We start from the raw sequence: 25,840 nt of genomic DNA, 5'->3' as shown, positions 1-25,840 counted from the left end.
GCGGCTCGGCGGATGGAACCGGAACGCCCCTGCGGTTCGGCATCGGGGTCAGCCGTGGACGCGGCGGACCCAGGCGCGGGGGTCCGAGATCTCGCGCGCGTCGGGAAGGTTCCCTGGCTCGGCCCAGACGGCGTTGAGGCCCTCGCGGCCGACCTTGCGCTCCACGGCGCGCACGAACGTGGCTCCGTCGCGGTACTGGGCCAGTTTCGCGTCCATGCCGAGGAGCCGCCGGAGCACGACGTCGAACGCGGGCCTGCCCTCGCCGTCGCGCCGTCGTTCGAACCGGGCGCGGATCCGTCGCACCGACGGCACCACGGAGGGGCCGACGGCGTCCATCATCACGTCCGCGTGCCCTTCGAGGAGGGCCATGACGGCGGTGATGTCGGCGAGCGTGTCCTTCTGGGCGGGTGTGAGGAAGCCGTCCACGAGGGTGTCGCCGCGGCCACGGAGCGCGTCGAGCACGGCCTTGCCCACGACCGCGATCTTGCGGTCGATCCGCGCCCGCGCCAGTTCGGCCGAGGTGCGGGTCAGCTCGGTGACGAGGCCCCGGGTGCGGTCGCGCAGGTGGTCGGCGAGCCACGGGGCGGCGGCGAACTGCCAGGCGTGGGTCTGCTCGTGCAGGCACACCCACAACCGGAAGTCGCGGGCCGGCACGCCCATCGAGGTCTCGGCCTGGAGGATGTTCGGCGCCACGAGCAGGAGGCGGCCGGGGCTCCCACCGGGCACGTACGGGTCGAACTGGCCGAGCACGCGCCCGCTGAGCAGCGCGAGCACCGCGCCCACCTCGGCGGCCCCGGCCGCCTGCACCGCGGGCGCGAGAGGGTGCGGGACGACGTCCTCGATCCCGTCGACCATCGTGGCCATCGACTGCGTGTTCGCCCGCGCCCAGGAGGCACGGTCCACCACCACGACCGGCGAGGGGACACCGTCGGGCGCCATGCGTGTGACCTCGTGCACGTGCCCGACGGCGGTCCCGGCGGCCTCGCGCAGGCCCCCGACCAGGTCGTGCAGCCGCTGGCGCGGGGCGACCGGGCCGGGCGGTGCGAGACGGGCCGCGATCCGGGCGGCCGCGGGCCAGTCGACCGCGGGCTGGAGGGCCGCCGTCGACGACGCGTGCGCGATGGGCTTCACCGCTCCACCGTAGGTGATGTGCGAAGCGGCCGTGGACATCGGCACCGGCGGGCGGGACTGCCCGGCATCGTTGTCAGGTCGAGACGGAGTAGGCGGCGAGGGAACCGACGAACGCGTCGTAGATCGGCACGGCTCCCTCGGCGTAGCCGGGGATCGAGTCCGCGAGCACGACGAAGACGAGCTGGCGCTGGTCCGCGGTGACGACGGTGCCCGCGAGCGCGCGGGTCTTGCTGAGGCTTCCGGTCTTGGCCCGCACGAGCCCGCGGGCGGGGTTGTCGCCCGAGAACCGGTCGTACAGGGTGCCGCTCAGCCCGCCGATCGGCATCCCGACCGCGACGTCCCGGAGCTCGGAGTGGGCGGGGTCGATGGTCAGCTCCACGACGGCGGCGAGTTGTCTCGCGCTGAGCCGGGAACCGTCGCCGAGTCCCGAGCAGTCCTTGAGGTCGGCTCCGTCCAGGTCGACGCCGAGTCCTTGCACCGCTGCCGTCACCGCGTCCGTCCCGGCCTCGTTGGAGCCCGGCCGGCCGGCCTCGACCGCGACGAGCCGGCAGACCACCTCGGTCATCGTGTTGTTGGAGGTGTGCAGGAAGAACTCGGTGATCTCGGCCACGGGCGCGGACCGCACCTCGCCGATCTTCTCGGCGCTCTCCGGCGCCGTGCCCCGGGCGACGTTCGTGACCTCGATGCCGCGCTCGCGCAGGTGTCCGGCGAGGATCTCCCCCGCGCGCTTCGCGGGGTCCTCGACCCAGGGCCCGCTGGGGCTGTAGGCGTCGCCGGCGAGGCCGATGTTCACGCCGAGCGGTGCGGCCTCGCCGATGTAGGCCATGTTCGCCTTCGGCACGGCCGGTGCGACGCCGGGGCCGCTGAACAGGGTGTCGTCGACCGCGAGCCGGACCTGTCCCGTGCCGTCGGCCCGGAGCGCGCCGGCCACCTGGTCGGCCAGGTCGGCGAGCCCGGCGTGCCCGTTCACCTCGTCCGGCTTGCCCTTGCCCGCGGCGAGCATCATGTCGCCGCCACCCACCAGCGTGACGGTGTTCTCGCTGCGGACGACGGTCGTGGCGAGAGTCCGGTCCGCCAGGGGCGACGACAGCGCCGCGACGCCGGTCAGGATCTTCTGCGCCGAGGCGGGGGTCATGAGCCGGTCCTCGTCCTCGGCGCCGAGGGTCTCGCCGGTGATGGCGTCCGCGACGACGACGCCGACGCGGGAGCCGAGCCGTTCGTCCCCGACGAGCTCCGCCACCCGGCTCTCGATCTCCCCGGCATCCGGCACGGGCGCGGACTGCGGCAACGAGGGGAAGACCGTCTCCGGCGGCGCCACCTCGACGGCGCCGGGCGCCGTGGGGAAGGGCGCGGGCTCGGGCCACGGGTCGCTGGTGGTCAGCATTCCGGGGACGGCGTCGAACGCGTCGAACGCGACGTACCCGCCGAGCAGCGCCAGCAGCACCACGACCGCGGTACCCGGCCGCGCTGACCTGGTCATCGGCTTCCCCTCATCGTCATGCTGAACCCACAGCCAAGCCTAGGGGAAGCAAAGTCCGTCCAGCGCCAGTGCACCCCGCCCGCATTATGCCGAATCCCGCGAGTGGGACTCGCCACATGTTCGCCACTCGGACCGGCGACGACACCTCCCCATGGCAGACTTGACGAGCGCGGCACCGCCGCCGCCAGCCAGCCGCACCGGGGCGCCATTGCCTGGGGCGACCCTTTCGAAGAAGTGGAGCACGAGGCGTGGAGTTCGACGTCACGATCGAGATCCCCAAGGGCCAGCGGAACAAGTACGAGGTCGACCACGAGACCGGACGCATCCGCCTCGACCGCATGCTCTTCACGTCCACGCGCTACCCCGACGACTACGGCTTCATCGAGGGCACGCTCGGCGAGGACGGCGACCCGCTGGACGCCCTGGTGCTCCTGGAGGAGCCCACCTTTCCCGGATGCCTGATCAAGTGCCGCGCACTGGGCATGTTCCGCATGCGCGACGAGGCCGGCGGCGACGACAAGGTGCTGTGCGTGCCGACAGGCGACCAGCGTGCCGCCTGGCGCCAGGACATCGACGACGTCTCGGACTTCCACCGCCTCGAGATCCAGCACTTCTTCGAGGTCTACAAGGACCTGGAGCCGGGCAAGTCCGTCGAGGGCGCCCACTGGACGGGCCGTGCCGAGGCCGAGGCCGAGATCGAGCGCTCGTTCCAGCGCGCCAAGGAAACGGGCTACTACAAGCACTGAGGCGCCCGACGCCGGCACGGGCGGGCCGGACGCCCCGGGCGGCCGCCGGAGGCGTGACGACGGTGCCGGGGCCGAGGTGCGCGGTGAGACGCCTGAGCCCGGCCGCCCGGAAGGGCGCTGGTCAGGGCCGGCCCGCGTAGGGCATCGCCCCCGACAGCCGCAGCTCCGTCTCCCGCAGGGTGATGCCCGGCATCACCGCCTCGATCATCCGGCCGTCCCCCGTGTACATCGCCACGTGGTAGATGCTCTGCGGGTCGGCCGGGTCCGACCCGTAGAAGACGAGGTCGCCGGGCCGCAGGTCGTCGTAGCCGATCCGGTCCACCGCGAGGTACTGCGACCGTGACGTCCGGGTGATCCACGTACCCGCGTACTTCCACGCCTCGGACGTGAGCCCGGAGCAGTCGTACGACGCCGGCCCGCTGCCACCCAGGAGATACGGCGAACCGATCTTGGTCCGTGCCCAGGAGACCGCCGTCTGCCCCTGCGCGGCGGTGCCGGACCCGGAGCCCGGCACGCCCGGCGCCGGCGGATCCGGCGCCGGCGGATCGGGCACGGGCTCCGGATCGGGCGTGAGGCCGGGGTCCGGGTCGGGTTCGAGGTCCGTGCCGGGGTCCGGCTCGGCCGGCGCGTCGTCCGTCGGCGGCTCACCGGCGGCGTCGCCCTCGCCGCCCGCCGTGGCGCCGGAATCGTCCGCGCCGCCCCTCTCCGTGCCGGACCCACCGGCCGCCTCGGCGTCCGCCTGCGCCGCCTCCAGCGCCGCCCGCGCCTCGGCCTCACGCGCGTTCCGCGCCTCCTGCGCCCGCGCCTCCTCGCGCTCCCGCTCGATCCGGACACTCGTGTCCCGCAGGTCCGCGAGGCGTTCGATCAGGAGCGCCCGGTCACGTTCGGCCGCCTCCGTGCGTTCGGCCAGGTCGACGACGGCACGCTGCGCGGCCTCGTACGCCGCCTCGGCCTCCGCCGTGGCCTCCGCGTGCGCCGCCCGTGCCGCCGACCACCGGGCGTCCGCCGACTCCGACCGCGCCCGCGCGTTCGAGTACTCCGCCAGCGCGGCGGCCAGCTTGCGGCGCACCGCGCGCTCGGCGGCGTCCTGCCCGATGAGGTCGTCGACGTTCTCCGCCTCGAGGACCACTTCGAGCGGCCCGAGCGCCTCCGCGAGCCCGCCGGAGCGCTGCGCGGCCCGGTACACGGCAGCGAGTGCGGCCCGCGCCGTCGTCTCGGCCGTCCCGGCCTGCTCCGCCGCCTCGCGAGCCTCCCGGACCTCCGCCTCCGCGGCGTGGAGGGCCGCGACCGCGTCCTCGTGGTCCGCGGCGGCCATCTGCACGCGGATCTGCGCGTCCTCCAGTTCCTGACGCAGCCCGGCCAGTGCGGCCTCGGCCTGGGCGACGTCGAGCTCGCCGGCGCGCACCGCGTCGCGCGCCTCGGTGGCCTCCTGCGCCGTCGGGCCGGCCGGCGGCTCGGCGTCGTCGGCCGTCGCGACCGGGCCCCACGGGTACACCAGCGCGATCACGAGGACCAGCACCGCCAGGACGCGCCAGCCCAGGGGGCGGACGCGCCACCGCCCACCGCTTTCCCGCCCCCACCACACCACCGCGTCCCGGATCGCTCCGGGCTTCGTGCCGACCATCTGCGAAGCCATGCTCAACCCCCTGCTCAGGCCATCCAGCACACGACGCCCGACCGCTGCGCATGTCTGGTGTACGACGGCGTGTCGCCTTGCACATCACCTTCACCGCCATCAGGCTCACCCGACTTCTCCGATCTCGCACGCCGAAAGCACCCTCGTCCGACGTCGGCGGACAGGGACGGACACGTCTCGGATACTGGTCTCACCATTCGGCTACGGCTTCCTCAAGGCTCGGGCGGCGCGATAGCGTGCGCGGCATGACTCGTCGAATGTGCAGCTGACTCCAGCGCACCCCTGACGCTCGCGGGCGTGCGCGCCCACGCATCCTCACCCCGCACGAGAGCCGCAGGAGAGTCCCTTGACGATCGAGGCACACCAGACCCCCGCCGTCCCCGGCCCCGAGATCGACGTCCCGTTCCCGCCGTACGCGACCGGCCTGAGCGCGCCGGCGGCCCCACCGCGGGAGCCCGGCCAAGCACCGATCCCGGCGAGCGGCGCCTGGCGCGATGGCGACGACCCCGGCCGGCGGCAGTTCGCCGACCTCGGTGCCTTCGACCTGGAGGCCGGCGGGCGGCTTCCCGCGGTGCGAGCCGCCTACGAGACCTGGGGACGGCTCGCGCCGGACGGCTCCAACGCCGTCCTGGTGCTGCACGCGCTCACCGGCGACAGTCACGTGACGGGCGACGCCGGCCCCGGCCACGTGACGGCCGGCTGGTGGCAGGACCTCGTGGGTCCGGGACTGCCGATCGACACCGACCGGTACTTCGTCGTCGCGCCGAACGCCCTCGGCGGCTGCCAGGGAACGACGGGCCCGGCGTCCACCGCGCCCGACGGCCAGCCCTGGGGCGGGCGCTTCCCGTTCGTCACCACGCGCGACCAGGTCGCGGTCGAGGTGGCACTGGCCCGGGAGCTCGGCATCGACGGCTGGGAGCTGGTGATCGGCGGCTCGATGGGCGGCCTGCGCGCGCTCGAATGGGCGATCCAGGGCCCGGAGGCGGGCATCGAGGTGCGCAACGTCGCCGCGATCGCGACGACGGCGCAGGTGGGCGGCGACCAGATCGCCTGGTCGCACCCGCAGCTCGCGGCGATCCGCGCGGACGCTGGCTTCCGCGACGGCGACTACTACGACGCCCCCGACGACGCCGGTCCGCACCGCGGCCTGGCCATCGCGCGGCAGATCGCGCACGCGACCTACCGGACCTCGTCCGAGCTCGACACCCGGTTCGGTCGTCTGCCCCAGGGCGGCGAGAACCCGTTCGACGGCGGCCGGTTCGCCGTGCAGTCGTACCTGGACCACCACGGGGACAAGCTCGCGCGGCGCTTCGACGCCAACGCGTACCTGGTGCTGACGGAGTCGATGAACTCCCACGACCTGGGCCGGGACCGGGGCGGCGTGGAGCTGGCCCTGTCCGGGATCACGGCGCGGACGCTGGTGGTCGCGGTGGACTCGGACCGCTTGTTCCCGCCGGAGCAGTCGGCCCGGCTGGTGCGGGGCATCCCCGGCGCCGATCCCCTGCGCATCATCACCAGCGACTACGGACACGACGGCTTCCTCGTGGAGGGCGACCAGCTCGCCCCGCTCGTCGCGGAGTTCCTCGCCGGGCCGTAGCGGACCCCTCGCCCGGCAGCAGCGGGCACTCGCCGTTCCGCTCGTCGATACCGATGTCCCGGCCTACCGTGGAACCGGATCGACGGTGCCGCCGAGTCGGCGGTCCCCACCGGTCCGTCCCGCGCCAGAACCCGCACGACGCCGTCGGACGGACGGCGGTCCGAGGAGACGATCATGCCCACGCTCAACCCCTATCTCAGCTTCAGGACCGAGGCCCGCGCCGCGCTGGAGTTCTACCGGTCCGTGCTCGGCGGCGACCTGAACATCAACGCCTACGGCGACATGCCGATGCCGGGCATGGAAACCATGGACGGGAACCTCGTCATGCACGGCCAGCTCGACGCGCCCGGCGGCCTCACCCTCATGGCCGCCGACGCCCCGCAGGGCGGGGCGCCCTACGAGGCGCCGACGTCCGGGGTCACGGTGGCACTCACGGGCTCGTCCGCGGACCACGGGTACATCGCCGCGGCCTTCGACAAGCTGTCCGACGGCGCGAGCGACGTCCTGCCGTTCGAACTGGCCCCGTGGGGCGACTACTACGGCCAGCTGAGGGACAGGTTCGGCATCTCCTGGATGTTCAACGCGAGCACCCCGGAGAGCGAAGCGAAGTGGGCGGCCCAGCAGGCCTGACCGTCCACGCCCGCCGGGCCGGCGCCGCGGCCTGAACCGGCGACGGCTCGGCGGGGGGCCGGACGGGGCGGAGCTCCGCGGGGGCGGATAGGTTGTCCGCATGCTTGCCGCGTCCGTGACCTCGTTCTCGTCCGACAGCCCCCTCGACGGCCTGCAGGTGGGCGACGTCCCCGAACCCGCCACGCGGGAGCACTGGACCACGGTCGACGTCCGTGCCGCGAGCCTCAACCATCACGACCTCTGGTCCCTGCGCGGGGTCGGGCTGCGGAAGGAGCAGCTCCCGATGGTCCTCGGCACGGACGCGGCGGGTGTCGCACCCGACGGCACCGAGGTCGTCGTGCACGGCGTGATCGGCGCGGACGGGCACGGCGTCGGGCCGCGGGAGCGCCGCACGCTGCTGAGCGAGCACTACCCGGGCACGCTCGCGCAGCGGGTCTCCGTCCCCACCGCGAACCTGATCCCCAAGCCGGCCGCCCTCTCCTTCGAGGAGGCGGCTTGCCTGCCGGTGTCGTGGCTCACCGCCTACACCATGCTGTTCACCACCGGCGGTCTCGCGCCGGGTGACAGCGTCCTGGTCCAGGGCGCCGGCGGCGGCGTGTCCACCGCGGCGGTGCTGCTGGGGGTCGCGGCCGGTCTCGAGGTCTTCGTGACGTCGCGCTCCGCGGAGAAGCGGGAACGGGCCCTGTCCCTCGGCGCCGCCGCGGCGCTGGGTCCGGGCGAACGCCTGCCGAAGCGCGTCGACGTCGTGCTGGAGTCCGTCGGGCAGGCGACGTGGCAGCACTCGGTGCGCTCGGTCCGTCCCGGCGGGACGATCGCGGTGTGCGGGGCGACGTCGGGCGACGCGCCGCCCGCCGAACTGGCGCGCATCTTCTTCCAGGAGCTCCGCGTCCAGGGGGTCACGATGGGCTCGCGCGACGACCTGGCGGCTCTCGCGAACTTCGTGTCGCACCACGACGTGAAACCCCTGATCGACAGCGTCCATCCGCTTGCCCGGACGAGGGAGGCCATGGCCGGGCTGGTGGACGGCACCCAGTTCGGCAAGATCGTCGTCACTCCGTGACACGTCGCGGCGGGACATCACCGTGGGACGGCCCGTGCCGTGCGGCGGGACCGGCCGGGGTCAGACGAAGCGCTGCTGGAAGGCCTCGGTGAGGCTCGGGCCCTGTTCGCCCACGCGCCAGACGCTCCAGCCGTCGGCCGTGTAGGAGCCGGAGGCCGCCGTCGCCGCGGTGTCGGGGTGACGGTACTGGCCGCCGTCGGCGAGCTCGATCACGCCGTTCGGATGGAGTACCGCCTCGTGGTGCTGGCTGCGACGCGGCCGCGACCAGACGATCCGCGTCGGCGCGCCGAAGCTCCGGGCGAGCGCCTCCAGGTCCGGGTCCTCCTCCTCGTCGAACAGCCCCGGCGTGTTCGCCCGGATGCTCTCGTCCGTCGGGACGGGCGGGATCTGCGCCTCGGGGGCCTGCCCCGGGAAGGGCGGCTGCGCGGCGGAGGCCGCCGACGGGTATCCCGCCGACGCGTCCGGTGCGGGCGGGTAGTCCGGCTGCGCGGAGAGCCCGGGCTGCGGCGGGCCGAAGGTCGGGTCCGCGGACCAGTCGTACACCTGCTCGTGGCCCGAGGCCCCGGCGTACGCCGTCTCCTGCCCCTGACCGGGGTCCGGCGGGTACACGGGATCGTGCCACTGGCTGTCGATGACAGGCGGTTCGAACGGCGCCGCGTCGATCGGCCCGAACGACCCGCTGGGGTGGCCCTCGCCGAACGACGGGTACACCGGCGTCGGCGCGGCGGGCGGTGGCGGGGCGGCGAAGCCCTCCGGACCGGAGGGATACCCGGGGTCCGGATACGTCGTGGGCTGCCAGAGACTCTCGTCCGCGGGCGGAGCCGGCAGATCGGGCGCGGGTGCCTCGTGCGAGGGAGGCGGGGGCACCGGGGAGTGCGCGGTGAACGACCCGTCCGTGAAGGCCGGCACGTCCTCCCCGAAGAGCGGGGAGGACGTCGGCCCGGCCGGGCCGGGTACCTGCGGGGCCGGGTGGATCGACCCGGCGGGCGGTGTGTGGTCCTCCGTCGGCGCGGTGGGCCGCTCGTCGGGCGCGGACGCGAACCGGTCCCTGCGCGACCGTCGCCGGACCGGTGCCTGCGCCGGCTTGGGGACCCGCGGAAGGGTGTCGGACGACGGCACGGACGGGTCGGGCTCGTCGGCCGCCGGGGGAACCGGGGGCGCCACGGGTGTGGGCGCCGACACCTGGCCGCCGGGACCGGGACGTTCCGGGGAAAGCGGCATGGGCGTGGACCCGCTCGGCGGGGCGGCCGCGTCCCGCTCGGCCATGGCGCGGCGCGCGGAGCGGCTCGGCGGCAGGGGCCGGCCGTTGTCAGGGCTCGGCGCGCTCTCCGGCGCGGACGGCGGCTCGCCGCCGCGGGCGAGGGACCTGCGCAGGCCGCGGGCCGGGTTCGCGCCGCGCGTCGTCGAGGGCGAGGCGGGCGTCGGGCCCGAGGCCGGTGGTCCAGCCGGTTCGGACGCGTTGGCCGACGCCTGGCGAGCCGCCCTCGCCTCGTGCGCGACCACGGGCAGCTTCCCCGTCAGCGCGTACCCGACCTTGACCCCCTCCGCGAAGGGGTCGACGTCCGCCCCCTTCGACCGCGAGGTGAACATCGGCGCGGAGGCGACGGGCTCGGGCGTCACGTGGTCCGGCGCGTTCCCTCGCGTGATCGAGCCGCGGTCCGCCTGGCGCGGCGACGGCAAACCCGGTGGGAGGTGAATGACCAGGGGGGACACGTCGAGGAAGCGGCGACCGTCGTCGGACTTGACCACGTCCATCTTCAGCACCTCCACCGGCATGGTGGGCTGGCGCAGGAAGTCGACGGCGTTGAGGATCTCCTGGGGCGCGTTCTGGCAGATGATGATGAGGCGCGCACCACCGCCGCTCTTGGGGCTGCTCGACTTCGTGATGGGGACGCTGTCGTAGAACTCGGCGACGTCGTGCGCGAAGCTGTGCTGCCCGCCGTGGTACCGCGAGGCCAGCTCTCCCCGCGTGAGACGGCCGGCGGCTCCGGCATGGTCGAGGGCTCGGGTCAGTGTCGACTTGTCGAGGTCCCCGACCAGCTCCACCACGACGGGGAGACCGGAGGCGTCGAGCGCCAGGAGGTGGGGCTCATCGGGCCCGGAGCCCTGGGCCACCGGGAACACCTGCTCGCCGAGGAGGCCGTCGATGTGCGACTCGACCACGCGGTGCGCCTGGGTGTGGACACCCGGCTCGCCCCCCGCACCGTTCCCCGAACTCTGCACGAGGAAGGGCCGCGTGGCGTCGACCTCGAACAGTGGCATAGCGGTGTTCCCCCGGATCCTCGGCCATGGTCCCGATGACCACGGTCCGCAAAATCTTACGGCGCGTGCTGTGGTGACCTGAAACACGTCTCGGTGAAGGTCCCGTGACACTTGTCACCCGCGAGCGGCGCACGTCTTGCTTGGGCCCATGCGCCGCATTCGCGATGCTATGCCCCAGGATCCGCGCCCGCTTTCACCGACCGTGAACCGCGCGCCGTCCTGCCGAGTGCTTGCCGTCCGAAGCTGACTTCGTGCGGCTCGTCCTGCCCTCAGGTGGCGGGGAAGGGGGCGTAGCGGCCGACGGCGGCGCGGACCTCCGCGGGAAGCTCGTTCCAGTCGTCGACCGTGTCCAGGTCCACGGCGGTGCCGGGCCGGCTGGTCGTCACCGCCCGCAGTCCCAGGCGTGCGGCCTCGGCCTCGTGGGCGGCGCGGCTGTCCGGCCCGAACCGGTAGCGGAACCTCCGCTCCACACCCTGAGCGCCCAGGAGCAGCAGATTCGTCCCCCTCCCCGCGCGGTCGGTCGCGATCACGACATCGGCCGGATGAGGTCGGTCCGATGTCGAGCGGTCGGCCGGATGTCGAGAGATCGGCCGCTCGGGGGACCGACCGCTCGGACATCCGGCCGACCGCATCACCAGGTCCGTGATGTCACCCGGGGTGAGCGCGGGGAGGTCGGCATGGGCGACGAGGAGGGGGCCGGGCGCATCACCGATGCCGCCAGGCACGTCACGGACACCGCCGGAACCGTTCTCCGGCGTGGGCACCCCGAAAGCCTCCCGGGCCGCGTCCAGCGCGGCGTTCAGCCCTGGCCGGTCCGGTGGCTGTGCCAGGAACTCCAGGTCCCCGACGTCGGACAGCTCGCCGAGCGCCGACCGCGCGAACCGGATGTCCGCCGTGACCACCATGACCCGGTCCACCTGCGGTGTCGCCAGCAGCGTGCCGACCACGTGCTGGGCCAGCACCGTGATCAGCGCGCGGCGGGCGTCGTCGTCCAGGACGGAGGCGAGGCGGGACTTGCCGGAGACGCCGTCGCGCAGGGGGACGACGGCGGTGACATTCACGCGCGGGTCCCGAGCAGCTCCCGCGCGAGGCGCTCCCGGCCGTCGGGACCGCCCATGATGGTGTCGGTGACCAGGACCTCGAAACCGAGGTCCGCGATCGGGCCGGCGAGATGGGCGTCGCGCTCGTCGATGCACATGACGTCCAGCAGCCCGGTGTAGAGCCGGGCCACCCCCAACGCCGACACCTCGTGCCCCAGCGACTCCAGGATGCGCGCGGCCGGGCCCTTGATCGCGGCGCCGCCCACGATGGGACTGACGGCGACGCGGCGCGCGGCGGTCCCGGTGAGGGCGTCACGTACGCCGGGCACCGCGAGGACCGGGTCGATCGACAGGAACGGGTTCGACGGTGCGAGCAGCACCATCTCGGCCTCGCGCAGCGCGTCGATCACGCCCGGAGCGGGCCGTGCCGACTCGGCGCCCTCGAAGTGCAGCCCCAGCACCTCGTCGGCGTGCTGGCGCCCCACGAAGTACTCCTGGAAGCCGAGCCGTCCGGACGGGGTGTCGACCATCGTGGCCAGCGGGTCGTCCGTCACCGGCACGATGCGCGGACGCACCCCGAGCGACTTCGCGACCTGCCACGTGACCGCCGACAGGGTCGCGCCACCGCGCAGCCGCGCCGTCCGCACGATGTGCGTCGCGAGGTCCTTGTCGCCGAGCGTGAACCACGTGTCCTCGCCGAGCCGGGCCAGCTGTTCGAGCGTCGCGTACGTCTCCCCGCGCAGGCCCCAGCCCCGTTCCTCGTCGTTCAGCCCGGCGAGCGTGTACAGGACGGTGTCGATGTCGGGGGATATCCACAGGCCGTGCAGCTCGGTGTCGTCGCCGACGTTCACGACGACGGTCAGGGGGTGCGGCGAACCGGCGGGGCCGGCCGTCGTCGGCGGCGCGTCCGACGACGGTCGCAGCGCCCGGTCGAGACCATGTGCGAGGCGGGCACCGCCGACCCCGCCGGCCAGGAGAGTCACTCGTTCCACGGGTCGAGCCTATGCGCCCGTGCGAACTGCCCGGCCCGTGCCACGATGGGAGGCATGGCTCTCTTCGCGTTCTCCGTTGCTCCGATGACCGGGAGCGAATCCGTCTCCGACTCCGTGGCCGAGGCGGTCCGCATCGTGCGGGAGTCCGGCCTCCCGAACCGCACCACGTCGATGTTCACCGAGATCGAGGGCGAGTGGGACGAGGTGATGCCCGTCATCAAGGCCGCGACCGACGCCGTCGCGGCCGGCGGTCACCGCACCTCGCTCGTCGTCAAGGCCGACATCCGTCCCGGCGCCGCGCCGGGCCAGCTCGACAGCAAGGTCACCCGCGTCGAGGAAAAGCTGGCGACCGACGACGAGTCCCGGGGCCACAGCTGACCCCGGGCCGCACTCCTCCACGGCCTACAGCCGCTCCGCGATCAGCTCCACCAGGGACTTGCCCTGGACGTCCGCGAGATCGTCCGCCTGGGTGCGGCACGAGAACCCGTCCGCGAGGTACACGTCGCCGGGTGACGCCGCGCGCAGCGCGGGCAGCAGCGCGTTCTCGGCCACCGCCACGGAGACGTCGTAGTGGCCCTTCTGCATCCCGAAGTTTCCCGCGAGCCCGCAGCAGCCCGCGAGCTCCTTGACCTGAGCGCCCGAGGACGCGAGCACCTCGCGGTCGGCCGCGAAGCCCATCACCGAGTACTGGTGGCAGTGCGGCTGCACGACGGCGGTCACGTCCTCCAGCGACGGCACGGTCCAGTCCGGGCTCGGGGCCGGGAGCGGGATCGTGTCGGGCCCCCCTTCCCCGGTGAGGAGCTCGGCCACGGTCACCACGGCCCGCGACACCGCGAGCGCCCGCGGGTCGTCGGGGAACAGGTCCACGAGGTCGGAGCGGAGCACGGCCGTGCAGGAGGGTTCCAGCCCGAGGATCGGGATGCCGTTCACCGCGTACGGCCCGAGCACGCGCAGGAGGTTCTCCAGCCGCCGGCGCGCCCCGTCGAGCTGGCCGGTCGAGATCCAGGTGAGCCCGCAGCAGGCGCCGTCGTCGGGCACCACGGCCTCGTAGCCCATCGCGGTGAGCACGTCGACGGCGGCCCGCGGGACGGACGGCGCCATCGAGTCGCTGAACGAGTCCGCCCAGAGGACCACCTTGGGCTTGGACGCGAGCCGGGCCGCGGTCTCGCCCTCGTGGCCGGGCGTGCCCCCGACGCGCAGGCCCGGCACGCCCCCGGTCGCGCCTCCGCGGCGCCACCACTCGCGGAACGGCACCTCCGCGAACGTGACCATCTCGCGGCGCGGGTCCATCCCTCCGGCCCACAGCACGGCCTTCTGCACCCACCGCGGCTTCAGCACCTTGTTGACGAGCCTGCTGAACGGCCCCACGAGGCGCGCCCAGCGGGGCAGCCAGCCGAGCACGTAGTGGTCGATCGGCCGGAGCCGCCCCTGGTAGGTACGGTGCAACACCTCGGACTTGTACTGCGCCATGTCCACGCCGGCCGGGCAGTCGGACGAGCACGCCTTGCAGCTCAGGCACAGGTCGAGGGACTCGTGCACCTCCGGCGCGGCCAGGCCGCCCACGAGGTTGCCGTTGACCGCCTCCTGCAGCACCCGCGCGCGGCCTCGCGTGACGTCCTTCTCGTCCCGCGTGGCCTGGTAGCTCGGGCACATGAAGGACGTGGTGGTGCCGCCGGGCTCCGGCACGACCCGGCACTTGCCGACGCCGACGCAGCGGTGCACGGCCGTCGTGAGGTCGTGGTGGTCGTGCGCGAACCCGAACCCGGTGTAGCCCGTGCGCGCCGACGGCCCGCCGAGCAGTGTCGCGACGACGCCGGTCCGCGGCGTGGCCGACGGCGTCGGACGGGCGGCGGGGCGGCGCAGGTCCTGGTCGACGGCGCGCGGGCGCACCACGACGCCCGGGTTCATCAGGTCGTCGGGGTCGAACAGTGCCTTGAACCGCTCCATGAGCCGGATCGCCTCGGGCGAGTAGATGAGGGGAAGCAGTTCGGACCGGGCGCGGCCGTCACCGTGTTCGCCGGACAACGATCCGCCGTGCCGGGCCACCAGTTCGGCGGCGTCGTGCATGAAGGTGCGCAGGATCGATCCCGACGTCTCCATCGGGATGTCGATGCGCAGGTGGATGCAGCCGTCGCCGAAGTGCCCGTACGGGAGCCCGTCCACGCCGTAGCGGTCCATGAGGGCCTGGAGGTCGCGCAGGTAGGCGCCGAGCTTCTCGGGCGGGACGGCGGAGTCCTCCCAGCCGGGCCACGCCTGCTCGCCCGAAGGGGTGCGGCCGGCCAGGCCGGCGCCGTCGGCCCGGATCTGCCACATGCGGGCCGCGTCGGGGCCGGCGGGAAGCACGACGGTGTCCAGGGCTGACGACGCCGCCGCGATCGCCTGCGCCCGCCCGAGCGCCTCGTTCTGGGTCTCGCCGCCCACCTCGATCATCAGCCAGCCCGCGCCGTCGGGCAGGTCGGGCACGGACTGGGCCCCCGCCGCGCGGCGGACGACGTCGACCAGCCGGGCGTCCAGCCCTTCGATCGCGAGCGGCTCGAAGCCGAGGAGGGCGGGGACGTCGTCGGCGGCGGTCGCCATGTCGGGGTAGCCGAGCACGACGAGCGTCGGCGCGCTCGGGAGCGGCACCAGGGAGAGCGTCGCCTCGCACACGGTGACGAGCGTGCCTTCGGTGCCGACCAGGGCGCGGGCCAGGTTGGAACCGTTCTCCGGGAGAAGATGCTCCAGCGAGTAGCCGCTGACCTGGCGGCCGAACCTGCCGAACTCCGTCCGGATGAGCGCGAGGTTCTCCCGGACGAGTTCCTTGAGGCCGGGCACGGCCGCGAACTCCGGGTCGCCCGAACCCGCCACGAAGCGGCGTCCGCGCCCGTCGATCACGTCGAGCGAGACCACGTTGTCGGCGGTGCGGCCGTACGCCACGGCGTGCGGGCCGCAGGCGTTGTTGCCGATCATGCCGCCGAGCGTGGCGCGGTTCTGCGTGCTCGGGTCGGGGCCGAACCGCAGGCCGTGCGGCTTCGCGGCGGCCTGGAGCGTGGACATGACCGTGCCGGGCTGCACGCGGGCCGTGCGGGCGTCCGGGTCGATGTCGAGGACGGCGCCGAGGTGGCGCGAGAAGTCGAGCACGACGCCCGTCCCCACGGCGTTGCCCGCCACGGAGGTGCCGGCACCCCGCGCGGTGACGGGTACCTCCAGTTCGCGGAGCACCTCGCGCGCCGCGACGACGTCGTCGGACGACTCGGGGAAGACGACCATGTCCGGGACCACGCGGTAGTTCGACGCGTCGGTGGAGTACTCGGCGCGGCGGCGGGTGGAGTGGTCGACCTCGCCGGCGAGGACGGTGCGCAGCGCGCCGGCGACCGCCTCCCGGGCGATCGCGGCGGCGTCGTCGGCCTCGGCCTCCGCTGCGAGCCGGGCCTCGTCCTGCGCGATCTGGCCAGCGGTCGTCGCGTCCGTGTCGGCGGGAACCTGGGCACGAGACTGGGGACGGCGGGTCTGCGAGGGCACGAGCGCGATTGTCGCACTCTCGTGGTGGGTGGCTCCACGGGGTTCCGGCAGGAGCGAGGATGTTCCCATGGAGTTCCAGGAGGTCGTCCGCAAGCGGCGCATGCACCGGCGGTTCACCGCGGAACCCGTCGCGGCCGGGGCCGTGGACCGGATGCTGCGCAACGCCGTCCGCGCGCCGAGCGCGGGGTTCAGCCAGGGGTGGGCGTTCGTCGTCCTCGACGAGCGGGAGGACCGGGACCGGTTCTGGGCTGCGGCGTCGCCGTCGAGCGGCGGAGCCCTGCCCGACGGCGCGACGGCGGGCGAGGCCACCGATCCCGGCACCTCGCGGTCCGGCCGGAACATGTCCGCCTGGCTCGCGGGAATGCGCACGGCGCCCGTCGTCGTCCTCGTGCTCACGTCGAAGGACGCCTACCTGCGGCGCTACGCCGAGAGGGACAAGGGCTGGGAGGACCGCGACGAGTCCCGCTGGCCCGTCCCGTACTGGCACGTCGACGCCGGGATGGCGTCGCTGCTCATCCTGCAGACCGCGGTGGACGAAGGGCTGGGTGCCTGTTTCTTCGGTGTCCCGCCCCGCGAGACCCCCGCCGTGCGGGCAGCCCTCGGCATTCCCGAGGAGTACGAGATCACGGGCGCGATCGCCGTCGGGCACCCGGCCACGGGCGGCGCGGCGGGCTCGCCGACCCGCCGCGCCCGCAAGCCGCTGGCGGACCTGGTCCACCGGGGGCGCTTCCTGCCGGGATAGCAGGCCGCGCGAGCCCGGCGGCTCAGGAGGACACGGTCAGCCCTCGAACGTGACGTCCAGGGTGATGGAGTCGACCCCGGTGAGGGCCTTCGAGACCGGGCAGCCGACCTTGGCGGCCTCCGCCGCCGCCTTGAACCCGGCCTCGTCGACGCCGCCGGCGAAGCCGCGCACCGTCAGGGCCACCGTCGAGATCCGGATGCCGCCGGCCGGGTCCGGCTCGACCGTGACGTCGGCGCTGATCTCCACCTGCTCCGGCGTACCGCCGGCCTTGCCGAGCTCACCCGAGAAGGCCATGGCGTAGCACGAGGAATGCGCGGCGGCGATCAGTTCCTCGGGGCTGGTGACGCCCTCGGCCGCGTCGGCGGTACGGCGCGGGAACGAGACATCGAAGGTCCCGGTGCCCGACGACGTGAGTTCCACCTGGCCCTTCCCGTCCATGAGGGTGCCGTTCCAGGCGGTGCGGGCAGTACGGACAGCCATGAGTTCTCCTTCTGATCGGTGATTGCGCCGGTGATCGCGCAGATCGAACCTATCCCGTGCTCACCGGCCCGCGAAGTCCAGGCTGTCGTCCGCGACGGCGATCACGGACCACGTGCCGCCGGTGCCCGTCATCTCGTACGCGGGGATCAGCACCACGGCGCCGTCGGTCAGCACGTGCTGCGCCACGCCGAGTTCCGCGTTCGTGATCGTGACGTCGCGCACCGGCCACGCGATCGGGGCGCCGGGTTCGAGGGCCGCGGGCGGCCCGTCCGGCGTCGGCACCTGCGCGTCCTCCGACGCCGCCGGGTCCGGCGTCCGGACACCTCCCGGCGTGGCACCGAACCGCGCGTCACCGAGCCGCTCCACCGCCCCGCGTTCCGAGACCACCGGGTAGTCGCCCAGCTCCGTGACCGGGGCCAGGAATCCGTTCAGCGAGACGATGCGGACGTCGGCCCCGGTGCCCGACACCGTCGCCGACCAGTGCAGCCCCGTCCGGCGCCCGTCGACCCGGTGGAACGCGGTGACGTTCGTGCCCGCCCCGCTGGAGTCCGCCTCGATGTCGAAGGCGTCCACGTCCACCCCCAGCGCCGCCATGAGGCGTCGCAGCTCGTCGCCGGCCTCCGCCGCGGACGGTGCCCCCGCGTCGTCCTCGAGGCAGGGCGGCGCGAAGCCGTCCTTGCCGTCGACCGTGCCGTCGGGCGCCATGTCCGAGGAGCCCTGCCCCGTGCCCGCGTCGTCGTCCCGTGTCGGGTCCTCGGGCAAGGACGGTTCCTCGGGCAGGGACGGCTCGACGGTGTCGCAACGCCATGAGTCGGGCCAGGCGTCGTGGAACCAGACCGAGGTCTGCCCGTCGGCGGCGAGGCGCAGGTTCGCGCCGGTCCCGTCGTTCGCCCCGGCCACCCACGCGCCGCCCTCCTGCCGCACGTCGCCGCGCAGGCCCAGCGCGCGGGCCGCGTCCTCGGCCGTCTCCCGCGTGTACGCCGCCCGTGCGTCGAGCGTGTACGCCGCGGACTCGCCCGCGGCGTCGGAGAGGCCCGCACCGGCGTGGAACACCGTGTGCGACGGCGCCGGGTACAGGAACGTGCCCAGGGCCGGCTCCCGCCCGGTCTCGTCCTGGACGTCCGGTGCGATCTCCTCCGTGCTCTCCGCCGCCCCCTGCTCGGTGCCGTCGGGCGCCGTGTCGTCGCCCGACCGGTCCAGCGTGATGGGCGGTGCGGCCTCGGACGCCGTGTCCATGGCGGCGGATTCGGGCGAACCGTCACCGGCGCCGGCGGAGAGCAGCCCGTTCGACCCGGCCGCGTACCCGCCACCGCCCACGGCGACGAATCCGGCCACGGCTGCCGCCACGAGCCATGGCTGCCGCCGCCGCGACCGCCGTCGGGCGAGCTCGTCCGTCCCCGCGCCGTCCGACGGCGGACGTCCGCCGGGCGAGGCCGGGGAGTCCGCCCCGATCAGCGCGTCCACCTTGGCACGCAGCACTCCGGCGGCCGGCTCGGGCGCGTGGTGCGCGGGGTCGGCGGCACGGAGGCGGTCGAAGGCGTCGTCGTTCATCGCATTCCCTCCGCGCTCATGGTGGTGGTCCAGGGGTTTCGTCGCCGGAGCAGGCTCCTGGCCGTCCTGCTCGTCACAGGGTCTATGTCGTCACGCGTCATGGGCTTGCTCACTCGTGAGCCACGCCTCACGGAGGCGGGAGCGGGCACGGGACAGCGCGGCGTCGGCGCCGCCGCGCGAGACGCCGAGCACCTCGGCGAGGCCGTCGCCGTCGAGCCCGTCCCAGGCGACGAGCAGCAGGATGCGCCGGTCGCGAGGGCTGAGCGCGGCGAGGACGGTACGAACGGCGTCGTCGTCGACCGCCAAGGTCTCGGGGTCGACGTCGTCCGGCTCGTCCGGGACGACGGCGACCGGCAGCGCGCGGATCTTCCGGCGGTGGTTCGCGAGCACGAACCCGCAGGTGCGGTAGAGCCAGGGCAGCTCCGCGCCGTCCGGCACGTCGTCCCGGCGGCGCCATGCCGTGGCGAGGACCTCGGCGGCGAGGTCCTCGGCGTCGCTGGTGCGTGCGCCCCCGGTGGCGGGCAGCCGGCGGACGAAGTACCGGAACAAGGCCCGGTGGTGCGCGTCGAACAGCGCGGCGAACCACGCGTCGTCGTGCGGCACGCGCCCGTCGGGCGGCCCCTCGGTCTCTCCCATGCCCCCACTATGTCGGGTCTGCCCGATCCCTTGCACGGGGACGCAGCCGCGCGCGGGCCGGGTGTGGGCGCCACCCCACCGGGGTATGAGCAGCGCGCCCGCCCCGGGCACGGCAGCGCTCCCACCTGGTATATCGATATCGAAAACGTTTGCCATCGTCGCGGGGATGTGCTTAGCTGGCTCGCGCAGAAAACCTTTTCTATCTGACGAGCCAACGAGGGCCCGTCAAGGAAGGACTGGATCAACGATGACCCGACCACTCCACCGACGCCGCAGCACGGTGAGGCGAGCCGCCGGTCTCGGCACGCTCACCGCCGTGGTGCTCACCGCCGGTCTCGCCGTCACGCCCGCCCAGGCCGCGGGGTCCACGCTGCACGAGGCGGCGGACGAGTCCGGCCGTTACTACGGCACCGCCATCGCGGGCCACAAGCTCTCCGACTCGCAGTACACGACCATCGCGAACCGCGAGTTCGACATGATCACCGCCGAGAACGAGATGAAGCTCGACGCGACCGAGCCCAACCAGGGCCAGTTCAACTTCTCGGCCGGCGACCAGATCGTGAACTGGGCGCTCAACAACGGCAAGCAGGTGCGCGGCCACACGCTCGCCTGGCACTCGCAGCAGCCGCAGTGGATGCAGAACATGGAAGGCTCCCAGCTCCGGCAGGCGATGCTGAACCACGTCACCCAGGTCGCCACCCACTACCGGGGCAAGATCCACTCCTGGGACGTCGTGAACGAGGCGTTCGAGGACGGCAACAGCGGTGCCCGCCGCAACTCGAACCTGCAGCGCACGGGCAACGACTGGATCGAGGCCGCCTTCCGCGCCGCCCGCACCGCCGACCCGGGCGCCAAGCTCTGCTACAACGACTACAACACGGACGACTGGAGCCACGCCAAGACCCAGGCCGTGTACAACATGGTCGCGGACTTCAAGAACCGGGGCGTGCCGATCGACTGCGTCGGCTTCCAGGCCCACTTCAACTCCGGCAACCCCGTGCCGAGCAACTACCACGAGACGCTCCAGAACTTCGCCGACCTGGGCGTCGACGTGCAGATCACCGAGCTCGACATCGAGGGTTCGGGCACGTCGCAGGCCGAGCAGTTCCGGGGTATCACGCAGGCCTGCATGGCCGTGTCCCGCTGCCAGGGCATCACGGTGTGGGGCGTGCGGGACAGCGACTCGTGGCGGTCCCAGGGCACCCCGCTCCTGTTCGACGGCAACGGCAACAAGAAGGCCGCCTACAACTACGTGCTCGACCAGCTCAACAGCGGTGAGGGCAGCGACTACGACGGCGACGGCGGCGGTGACCCCGGTGACCCCGGTGACCCGGGTGACCCCGGTGACCCCACCCCGCCGCCCGGCGACAGCACCAGCCTGCAGAACGCCCAGTACGGCACGTGCCTGGACCTCCCGAACGGCAACACCGCCAACGGGACCGAGCTGCAGACCTACTCCTGCTGGGGTGGCGACCCGCAGCAGTTCACGTTCAACTCGGACGGGACGCTGACCGTCCAGGGCGTGTGCGTGGACGCCCCGTCGGGGAGCAACGGCACCGCTGCTCAGGTCTACGCCTGCCACGGTGGCGCGAACCAGCAGTGGGAGTACACCTCGAACGGGCAGGTCCGGAACGTCCAGCACGGCGTCTGCCTCGACATCTACAGCGGGGACAACGGGTCTCCCGTCCAGCTGTACAGCTGCCACACCGGCGCCAACCAGAGCTGGAACCGGGTGTAGCCGGCGTTCTCGACCAGAACCGCCGGGGCAGCATCCCGCTCGTTCCCGGGTGCTGTCCCGGCCCCGGACAGCCGGGCGGCCACCCGCACGGGGGCCTTTGCCCGGCACACCAGAACCGCCGGGGCGGTACGTCGGCCATGCGACGTACCGCCCCGGCGGTTCGTGCGTCCGCGGGACGTCCCGCGGACGCACCTGGTCAGCAGGCGCCGAGGTCCTCCCACGGGCCCCACTCGCCGGCGCCCGGGGTGTCGCCCTGGGTCCACCACTTGGCGCGCCAGACGTGGCCGCCGTACTCGGCCTCGTCACCGCCCGTGTAGGCCGTGCCGGCGGTCCAGGCCGCCGGGCAGTCACCCGTGCCGGGGTCACCGGTCGGGTCCGGGCCGGGATCGCCGGAGCACGCCCCGAGGTCGGCCCAGACGTCGGCGCCGCCCGGCGTCTCACCCTGCGTCCACCACCGGGCCTCCCACTCGTGGCCGCCGTGCGACGCGGTGTCGCCGCCCGTGTACACGGCCGCCGCGTCCCACGGCGCCGACGTGCAGTCGTCCGCCGGCGGGCCCGTCGGGTCGTCGGTGGGCTCGTCCGTGGGCTCGTCCGTCGGGTCGTCCGTCGGGTCCGGGCCCGGGTCACCCGAACCGAACTCGGCCGCCACCACGGCCGGCAGGTCGCCGGTCTCGTCGCCCGACAGCTCCCACCACATGGCGCCGCTGAGGCCCTGGTCCTTGATCCACCGCGCCTTCTGCGTGACGGACTGCGGGGTGTCGAGGCTCCACCACTGGGTGCCGTCGTAACGCCAGGCCGCGCCGACCTGCTCGTCGAAGTACTCGGTGCCGAGGTTCTTCAGGATGTCGTAGTCCTCGTTGCCGGCCTCGTACGTGCCGGGTGCCGCGCCGGTGGCACTCCCCCAGGCGTCGGACCGGGTCGCACCCGTCCAGCCGCGGCCGTACATCGCCATGCCGAGCGTGAGCTGCGCGGGATCCACGCCGTTGCCCGTGTACTCCGCGAGGGACTCCTCGATGCTGAACTGCCGGGACGGCTCGCGCGGGTCCGCCGGGTCCGGGTACAGGTTGCCCTGGTGCCCGGTGAGGTCGGCGTCCCAGGCTCCGTGCAGGTCGTAGCCCTGGAGGTTGCCGAAGTCGAGCGAGTCGAAGATCTCCGGGTCGTTCCAGCCACCCGCGGCGATGTCCTCCGGGTTCGCGGGGAGGAAGGCCGACAGCTCGTAGTGCTCCCCGGTCTGGGCGCCGTAGGCGTCGAGCTGGCTGCGGAACTCGGCGAGCAGTGCCTTGAAGTTCGCCGCGTCGTTCTCCGGGTCGACGTGGTTACCCTCGGCGCCGTTCTGCGAACCGGGCCACTCCCAGTCGATGTCGAAGCCGTCGAACACGCCGGCCGCCGCGCCCTCGCCGCCGCGCCCGTCGATCACGGGCAGGTTGCCCTTGATGTACTGGTCGACGCAGGAGGACACGAAGTTCGCCCGGGACTCAGGGGTCGCGGCGGCCAGCGAGAAGTTCTTCGACCAGGTCCAGCCGCCGAGCGAGATCATCACCTTGAGATCCGGGTTCTGCTCCTTCAGCTGCTTGAGCTGGTTGAAGGAGCCGGCCAGCGGCTGGTCCCAGCTGTCGGCCACACCCGACACCGACTCGGCGGCCGTGTAGGACTTGCCGTAGTCGGCGTAGGCGTCCCCCGCGCCGTCGGACCCGTTCGGCCCTTCGCCCTGCGCCTTGTTCGCCTCGAAGCACTCGAGGGTCTCGTGGTGGATGTTGCCGAACGCGTAGTTGATGTGGGTCAGCTCATCGGCGATCCCCGCGTCGACGATGTCCTTGACCTGGTAGTCGCGCCCGTACACGCCCCATTGGGTGAAGTAGGCGACGTTGCGGTAGCCGTTGACGGCGGTGGTCCCGGCCTCCGGCTCCTCCGCGTTCGCGCTCGTCGCCAGTGCGGTGAACGCCCCGGCTCCCGCGACCGCGAGCGCCGCGAGGCTCGCGACGACGGTGCGTCGCTTCCTCCGTCCGGCGTTCGACGCCGCCCGGCTGTGCTGCAGCTCCATGAGGGGTCTCCTTCGTCCTCGTTCCCGGCCATGAGCCGGCTGGGTTCTTCGGTTCGGTCCTGCCCGGTGTGTGGTCGGTCCTGGTGTTCGGTCGTGGCGCCCGTGGTGGTCGCCGTCGGTGCCCGGGCCGGGCCGGTCGTCGTCCGGCCCGGCCCGGCCCGGTGGGCTCACGGGTCGACGACGGTCACGCCCCGCGGGTGGTCGTAGGTGGTCGCGTGGTCGGTGCCGTTGATGGTCACGACCACGTTGGAGAACTGCGCCACGGGCAGCGCCCACTTGAGGTTGTTCGTGATCGACCCGCCCGCGGGGATGCCACCGGCCGGGACGGTGAACGTCGCGGTGTGGAAGTCGGCGCCGAGGCCGCCGATGTTGGGCCCCGAGCGTCCCGGCGTCGTGGTGGTGCCGAGTCCGGACCAGTCGCTCATCGCACCGGTGTCGGTGGTGGCGTACTGGAAGGTCACGGTGGCCCCGGCGGGGACCGCGGTGTCCGAGCGGTTGTGGAACAGCACCTTCGGCGCGATCGGGTAGTTGTTGTCGCCGAGCGCGAAGTCGGTGTACTCGAGGTCGAGATCGATCGCCCGGGTGGGCGCCGGCCCGTTCGCCTTGGTGCTGCCGTACGCGCTCGTGCCCGACAGCCTCTCGTGGAGCAGGTCGGTGAGCGTGGAACCCATCTCGTACTGGCCCTTGGCCTGGTCGTAGCCGTAGTCGCCGGCGAGCTCCCAGATCATGACGCCGCCGAGCCCGGTGTCGGCCACGTAGTCGGCCTTCTCGCCGATGGCCCACTCCGCGTCGCCGGACAGGAACGTGCTGGTCTGCGCGTTCCACCACCACTCGTTCTTGGTGACGGCGTCGGTGTGGTGCGTGTAGCTGCCCTCGATCGTGCCCGGCACGCCGTACGCCTCGGTGTAGTCCCCGACGACGCCGTCGGCCAGGTTCTTGACGTGCCAGATCGGGTTCACGCCTGCGGGGACCGGGCTGCCGGCGGGGTCGGTGTCGTACCAGAGGTTGTCGATGCCGTCCGCGCCGTGCCCGCAGGCGTTGTTGGTGCCGGGCGGGCAGGTGTGGCCCGACGGCGGTACGGCGGTACCGCCCATGCCGTTGGTCCCTCCGGTCACGCCCTGGAACCCGCGGGTGTAGTAGGGCACTCCGAGGTTGATCCGGCCCGCTTGCATCGCGCCGCGGAAGTAGTGCGCGGCCCAGTCGCCGTTGAGGTAGCCGATGCCGTCGTAGGCCGTGTAGACACCGCCCGCGGTGAGCTCCGGGTCGTTGCCGTCGTCGAACAGCGCGGCGTTGCCGCCCACGTACTTGTTCCAGGCGCCGTGCAGGTCGTAGGTCATCAGGTTGACGTAGTCGACGTACTCGGTGATCTGGTGGACCTCCATGCCCCGCAGCAGCCAGCCGGACGACGGCGTGGCCGTGGTGAGCAGGTAGTACTCGCCGTCCTCGGCGCCGGCGGCGTCGAGGTGCTCGCGAAGCGTCTTCATGAGCGCGACGTAGCCCTCCACCAGCTCGCCGCGGCGCGCGTTGGAGAACTCGAAGTCCAGGGGGTTGCCGGCGTCGTTGTTCGACGTGGGGTACTCGTAGTCGATGTCGATCCCGTCGAACCCGTACTCGCGGACGAAGTCCACCACCGACTCGGCGAAGGTGTCGATGCGCGCCTGCGAGTCGGTCATCGTGTAGAAGCCGCCCGACGCGACCCGGTTGCCGTCGCCGTCGAAGTAGCCGCCGGTCTCGGCCCAGCCGCCGACGGCGGGGATCACCTTCACGCCGGGGTTCTGCTCCTTGTAGCGGTGCAGCAGGTTGAAGTGCCCGGTGTAGGGCAGGCCGGGGTCCATGTCCGCGCCCTCGACGCCCGGCCACGTCATGTCCGTGGCGGGGTTGCCGGGCACGTCGGCGTTGACCGACACGCGGTAGTCCTCGCCGACGTGCGCGAACGCGTAGTTGATGTGGCTCAGCGACTCCCACGGGATGTCGTTCGCCAGGTAGGCGGGCTGGTCACCGGCTCCGGTGCGCCAGCTCGTGAAGTAGCCGATCACGCGGCGGTCGAGGCCGTTCGGCAGGATCTCGCGGCCGTCCGTGTCGTAGACGTCGCAGTAGGGGGTGTCGATGCCGGCCGTGGGCGCCATGCCGTCTGGGCGGCAGGCCTCGTCGGGGTTCGTGCCCGACGGCGGGTCGGTGGGCTCGTTCGTGGGCTCCCCGGTGGGGTCGCCGGTCGGCTCGCCGGTGGGGTCGCCGGTGGGGTCGCCGGTGGGGGTCGGCGTCGGCTCGGGCGCCCCGCACTCCCCCTGGTCCTCCCAGGGTCCCCACTGCGCGGCACCGGGCGTCTCGTTCTGGGTCCACCACTTGGCACGCCAGTTGTGGCCGTCGTAGGAGGCGACGTCGTCGGCGACGTACACCGCCGAGGACGACCACGGGGTGGCGCACTCCACGGCCGCGGCCTGGGGTGCGGCCGCAGTCGCAGCCACCCCGCCGCCGGTCACGGCCAGCGCGACCGCGAGCGCGATGCCCAGCCGGGCGCGACGTCGGCGTCGTGTGTGTTCGGTCTTCATTGCCCCTACCTCTCCTCGTCCCCCTAAA

At 73.3% G+C, this 25,840-nt stretch carries 19 protein-coding genes; 7 read left to right on the top strand and 12 right to left on the bottom strand.

Annotated elements, in window-relative coordinates:
• Positions 1-48: 48 nt before the first annotated feature.
• The gene (locus tag EDD34_RS01640) at positions 49-1,131 is read right to left on the bottom strand and encodes a zinc-dependent metalloprotease (RefSeq protein WP_342774774.1); all 1,083 of its coding nucleotides are present in this window, start codon (positions 1,129-1,131) and stop codon (positions 49-51) included.
• Between the two features lie 73 nt (positions 1,132-1,204).
• A complete protein-coding gene (dacB, locus tag EDD34_RS01635; protein ID WP_123813026.1) occupies positions 1,205-2,611 on the bottom strand; it encodes a D-alanyl-D-alanine carboxypeptidase/D-alanyl-D-alanine endopeptidase in 1,407 nt (468 codons plus the stop codon).
• Between the two features lie 248 nt (positions 2,612-2,859).
• On the opposite strand from dacB, the gene EDD34_RS01630 reads away from it, so the two are divergent.
• Positions 2,860-3,357 (top strand): inorganic diphosphatase, encoded by a 498-nt coding sequence (locus tag EDD34_RS01630; RefSeq protein WP_123813025.1) that lies wholly within the window; start codon positions 2,860-2,862, stop codon positions 3,355-3,357.
• Positions 3,358-3,478: 121 nt separating this feature from the next.
• Here EDD34_RS01630 and EDD34_RS01625 read toward each other — a convergent pair whose 3' ends face one another.
• The gene (locus tag EDD34_RS01625; protein ID WP_123813024.1) at positions 3,479-4,993 is read right to left on the bottom strand and encodes a C40 family peptidase; all 1,515 of its coding nucleotides are present in this window, start codon (positions 4,991-4,993) and stop codon (positions 3,479-3,481) included.
• A gap of 424 nt (positions 4,994-5,417) precedes the next feature.
• Here EDD34_RS01625 and metX point away from each other — a divergent pair, with 424 nt between their 5' ends.
• From metX to EDD34_RS01610, 3 genes are all read left to right on the top strand, one after another.
• On the top strand, positions 5,418-6,590 hold the full coding sequence (gene metX / locus EDD34_RS01620; RefSeq protein WP_246012613.1) for a homoserine O-acetyltransferase MetX: 1,173 nt from the start codon (positions 5,418-5,420) through the stop codon (positions 6,588-6,590).
• Positions 6,591-6,764: 174 nt separating this feature from the next.
• Positions 6,765-7,220 (top strand): VOC family protein, encoded by a 456-nt coding sequence (locus EDD34_RS01615; protein WP_123813022.1) that lies wholly within the window; start codon positions 6,765-6,767, stop codon positions 7,218-7,220.
• A 100-nt stretch (positions 7,221-7,320) separates the two neighbouring features.
• Positions 7,321-8,280, top strand: a complete 960-nt coding sequence (locus EDD34_RS01610) for a zinc-binding dehydrogenase (RefSeq protein ID WP_123813021.1) — start codon at positions 7,321-7,323, stop codon at positions 8,278-8,280.
• A gap of 60 nt (positions 8,281-8,340) precedes the next feature.
• Here the strand turns inward: EDD34_RS01610 and EDD34_RS01605 are convergent, their stop codons facing one another.
• The 3 genes from EDD34_RS01605 to cofD form a co-directional block, all read right to left on the bottom strand.
• Positions 8,341-10,542, bottom strand: coding sequence for a restriction system modified-DNA reader domain-containing protein (locus EDD34_RS01605; RefSeq protein WP_123813020.1), 2,202 nt, complete (start codon positions 10,540-10,542; stop codon positions 8,341-8,343).
• 269 nt (positions 10,543-10,811) lie between these two features.
• The gene (locus tag EDD34_RS01600) at positions 10,812-11,603 is read right to left on the bottom strand and encodes a glycosyltransferase family protein (RefSeq protein WP_123813019.1); all 792 of its coding nucleotides are present in this window, start codon (positions 11,601-11,603) and stop codon (positions 10,812-10,814) included.
• Positions 11,600-12,574 (bottom strand): 2-phospho-L-lactate transferase, encoded by a 975-nt coding sequence (cofD, locus tag EDD34_RS01595; protein ID WP_123813018.1) that lies wholly within the window; start codon positions 12,572-12,574, stop codon positions 11,600-11,602. Before cofD ends, EDD34_RS01600 begins: the two co-directional genes overlap by 4 nt.
• Before the next feature lie 54 nt (positions 12,575-12,628).
• On the opposite strand from cofD, the gene EDD34_RS01590 reads away from it, so the two are divergent.
• Positions 12,629-12,952 carry a thiamine-binding protein gene (locus EDD34_RS01590; RefSeq protein ID WP_123813017.1) on the top strand — a complete coding sequence of 108 codons (324 nt, stop codon included), beginning with the start codon at positions 12,629-12,631 and terminating at the stop codon, positions 12,950-12,952.
• Positions 12,953-12,976: 24 nt separating this feature from the next.
• Here EDD34_RS01590 and EDD34_RS01585 read toward each other — a convergent pair whose 3' ends face one another.
• Positions 12,977-16,000 (bottom strand): FAD-binding and (Fe-S)-binding domain-containing protein, encoded by a 3,024-nt coding sequence (locus EDD34_RS01585; RefSeq protein WP_425462369.1) that lies wholly within the window; start codon positions 15,998-16,000, stop codon positions 12,977-12,979.
• Positions 16,001-16,142: 142 nt separating this feature from the next.
• Between EDD34_RS01585 and EDD34_RS01580 the strand changes: the two genes are divergently transcribed.
• Positions 16,143-16,817 (top strand): nitroreductase family protein, encoded by a 675-nt coding sequence (locus EDD34_RS01580; protein ID WP_123813015.1) that lies wholly within the window; start codon positions 16,143-16,145, stop codon positions 16,815-16,817.
• Between the two features lie 36 nt (positions 16,818-16,853).
• On the opposite strand, the gene EDD34_RS01575 is transcribed toward EDD34_RS01580, so the two are convergent.
• The 3 genes from EDD34_RS01575 to EDD34_RS01565 all read right to left on the bottom strand — a co-directional run bounded on the left by EDD34_RS01575 (position 16,854) and on the right by EDD34_RS01565 (position 19,484).
• Entirely contained in the window at positions 16,854-17,297 is a 444-nt protein-coding gene (locus EDD34_RS01575; protein WP_123813014.1) for an OsmC family peroxiredoxin, read from the bottom strand.
• A 60-nt stretch (positions 17,298-17,357) separates the two neighbouring features.
• Positions 17,358-18,848, bottom strand: a complete 1,491-nt coding sequence (locus EDD34_RS01570) for a hypothetical protein (RefSeq protein WP_123813013.1) — start codon at positions 18,846-18,848, stop codon at positions 17,358-17,360.
• Positions 18,849-18,938: 90 nt separating this feature from the next.
• A complete protein-coding gene (locus tag EDD34_RS01565) occupies positions 18,939-19,484 on the bottom strand; it encodes an RNA polymerase sigma factor (protein WP_123813012.1) in 546 nt (181 codons plus the stop codon).
• Between the two features lie 247 nt (positions 19,485-19,731).
• Here EDD34_RS01565 and EDD34_RS01560 point away from each other — a divergent pair, with 247 nt between their 5' ends.
• Positions 19,732-21,222 (top strand): endo-1,4-beta-xylanase, encoded by a 1,491-nt coding sequence (locus EDD34_RS01560; protein WP_123813011.1) that lies wholly within the window; start codon positions 19,732-19,734, stop codon positions 21,220-21,222.
• Between the two features lie 196 nt (positions 21,223-21,418).
• On the opposite strand, the gene EDD34_RS01555 is transcribed toward EDD34_RS01560, so the two are convergent.
• Entirely contained in the window at positions 21,419-23,263 is a 1,845-nt protein-coding gene (locus EDD34_RS01555) for a glycosyl hydrolase family 18 protein (protein ID WP_246012136.1), read from the bottom strand.
• A gap of 167 nt (positions 23,264-23,430) precedes the next feature.
• On the bottom strand, positions 23,431-25,812 hold the full coding sequence (locus EDD34_RS01550; RefSeq protein ID WP_211341465.1) for a glycosyl hydrolase family 18 protein: 2,382 nt from the start codon (positions 25,810-25,812) through the stop codon (positions 23,431-23,433).
• Positions 25,813-25,840 lie beyond the last annotated feature (28 nt).

The organism is Myceligenerans xiligouense (assembly GCF_003814695.1).
Taxonomy (GTDB): domain Bacteria; phylum Actinomycetota; class Actinomycetes; order Actinomycetales; family Cellulomonadaceae; genus Myceligenerans; species Myceligenerans xiligouense.
The sequence above is the reverse complement of the archived record's forward strand: the minus strand, read 5'-3'. Positions and strand labels throughout refer to the sequence as shown.

Excerpts from the sequence above, each read along its gene's own strand:
- dacB (WP_123813026.1), bottom strand. The coding sequence starts at position 2,611 with ATGACCAGGTCAGCGCGGCCGGGTACCGCGGTCGTGGTGCTGCTGGCG.
- EDD34_RS01625 (WP_123813024.1), bottom strand. The coding sequence starts at position 4,993 with ATGGCTTCGCAGATGGTCGGCACGAAGCCCGGAGCGATCCGGGACGCG.
- EDD34_RS01615 (WP_123813022.1), top strand. The coding sequence starts at position 6,765 with ATGCCCACGCTCAACCCCTATCTCAGCTTCAGGACCGAGGCCCGCGCC.
- EDD34_RS01610 (WP_123813021.1), top strand. The coding sequence starts at position 7,321 with ATGCTTGCCGCGTCCGTGACCTCGTTCTCGTCCGACAGCCCCCTCGAC.
- EDD34_RS01605 (WP_123813020.1), bottom strand. The coding sequence starts at position 10,542 with ATGCCACTGTTCGAGGTCGACGCCACGCGGCCCTTCCTCGTGCAGAGT.
- EDD34_RS01590 (WP_123813017.1), top strand. The coding sequence starts at position 12,629 with ATGGCTCTCTTCGCGTTCTCCGTTGCTCCGATGACCGGGAGCGAATCC.
- EDD34_RS01580 (WP_123813015.1), top strand. The coding sequence starts at position 16,143 with ATGGAGTTCCAGGAGGTCGTCCGCAAGCGGCGCATGCACCGGCGGTTC.
- EDD34_RS01575 (WP_123813014.1), bottom strand. The coding sequence starts at position 17,297 with ATGGCTGTCCGTACTGCCCGCACCGCCTGGAACGGCACCCTCATGGAC.
- EDD34_RS01570 (WP_123813013.1), bottom strand. The coding sequence starts at position 18,848 with ATGAACGACGACGCCTTCGACCGCCTCCGTGCCGCCGACCCCGCGCAC.
- EDD34_RS01565 (WP_123813012.1), bottom strand. The coding sequence starts at position 19,484 with ATGGGAGAGACCGAGGGGCCGCCCGACGGGCGCGTGCCGCACGACGAC.
- EDD34_RS01560 (WP_123813011.1), top strand. The coding sequence starts at position 19,732 with ATGACCCGACCACTCCACCGACGCCGCAGCACGGTGAGGCGAGCCGCC.
- EDD34_RS01555 (WP_246012136.1), bottom strand. The coding sequence starts at position 23,263 with ATGGAGCTGCAGCACAGCCGGGCGGCGTCGAACGCCGGACGGAGGAAG.
- EDD34_RS01550 (WP_211341465.1), bottom strand. The coding sequence starts at position 25,812 with ATGAAGACCGAACACACACGACGCCGACGTCGCGCCCGGCTGGGCATC.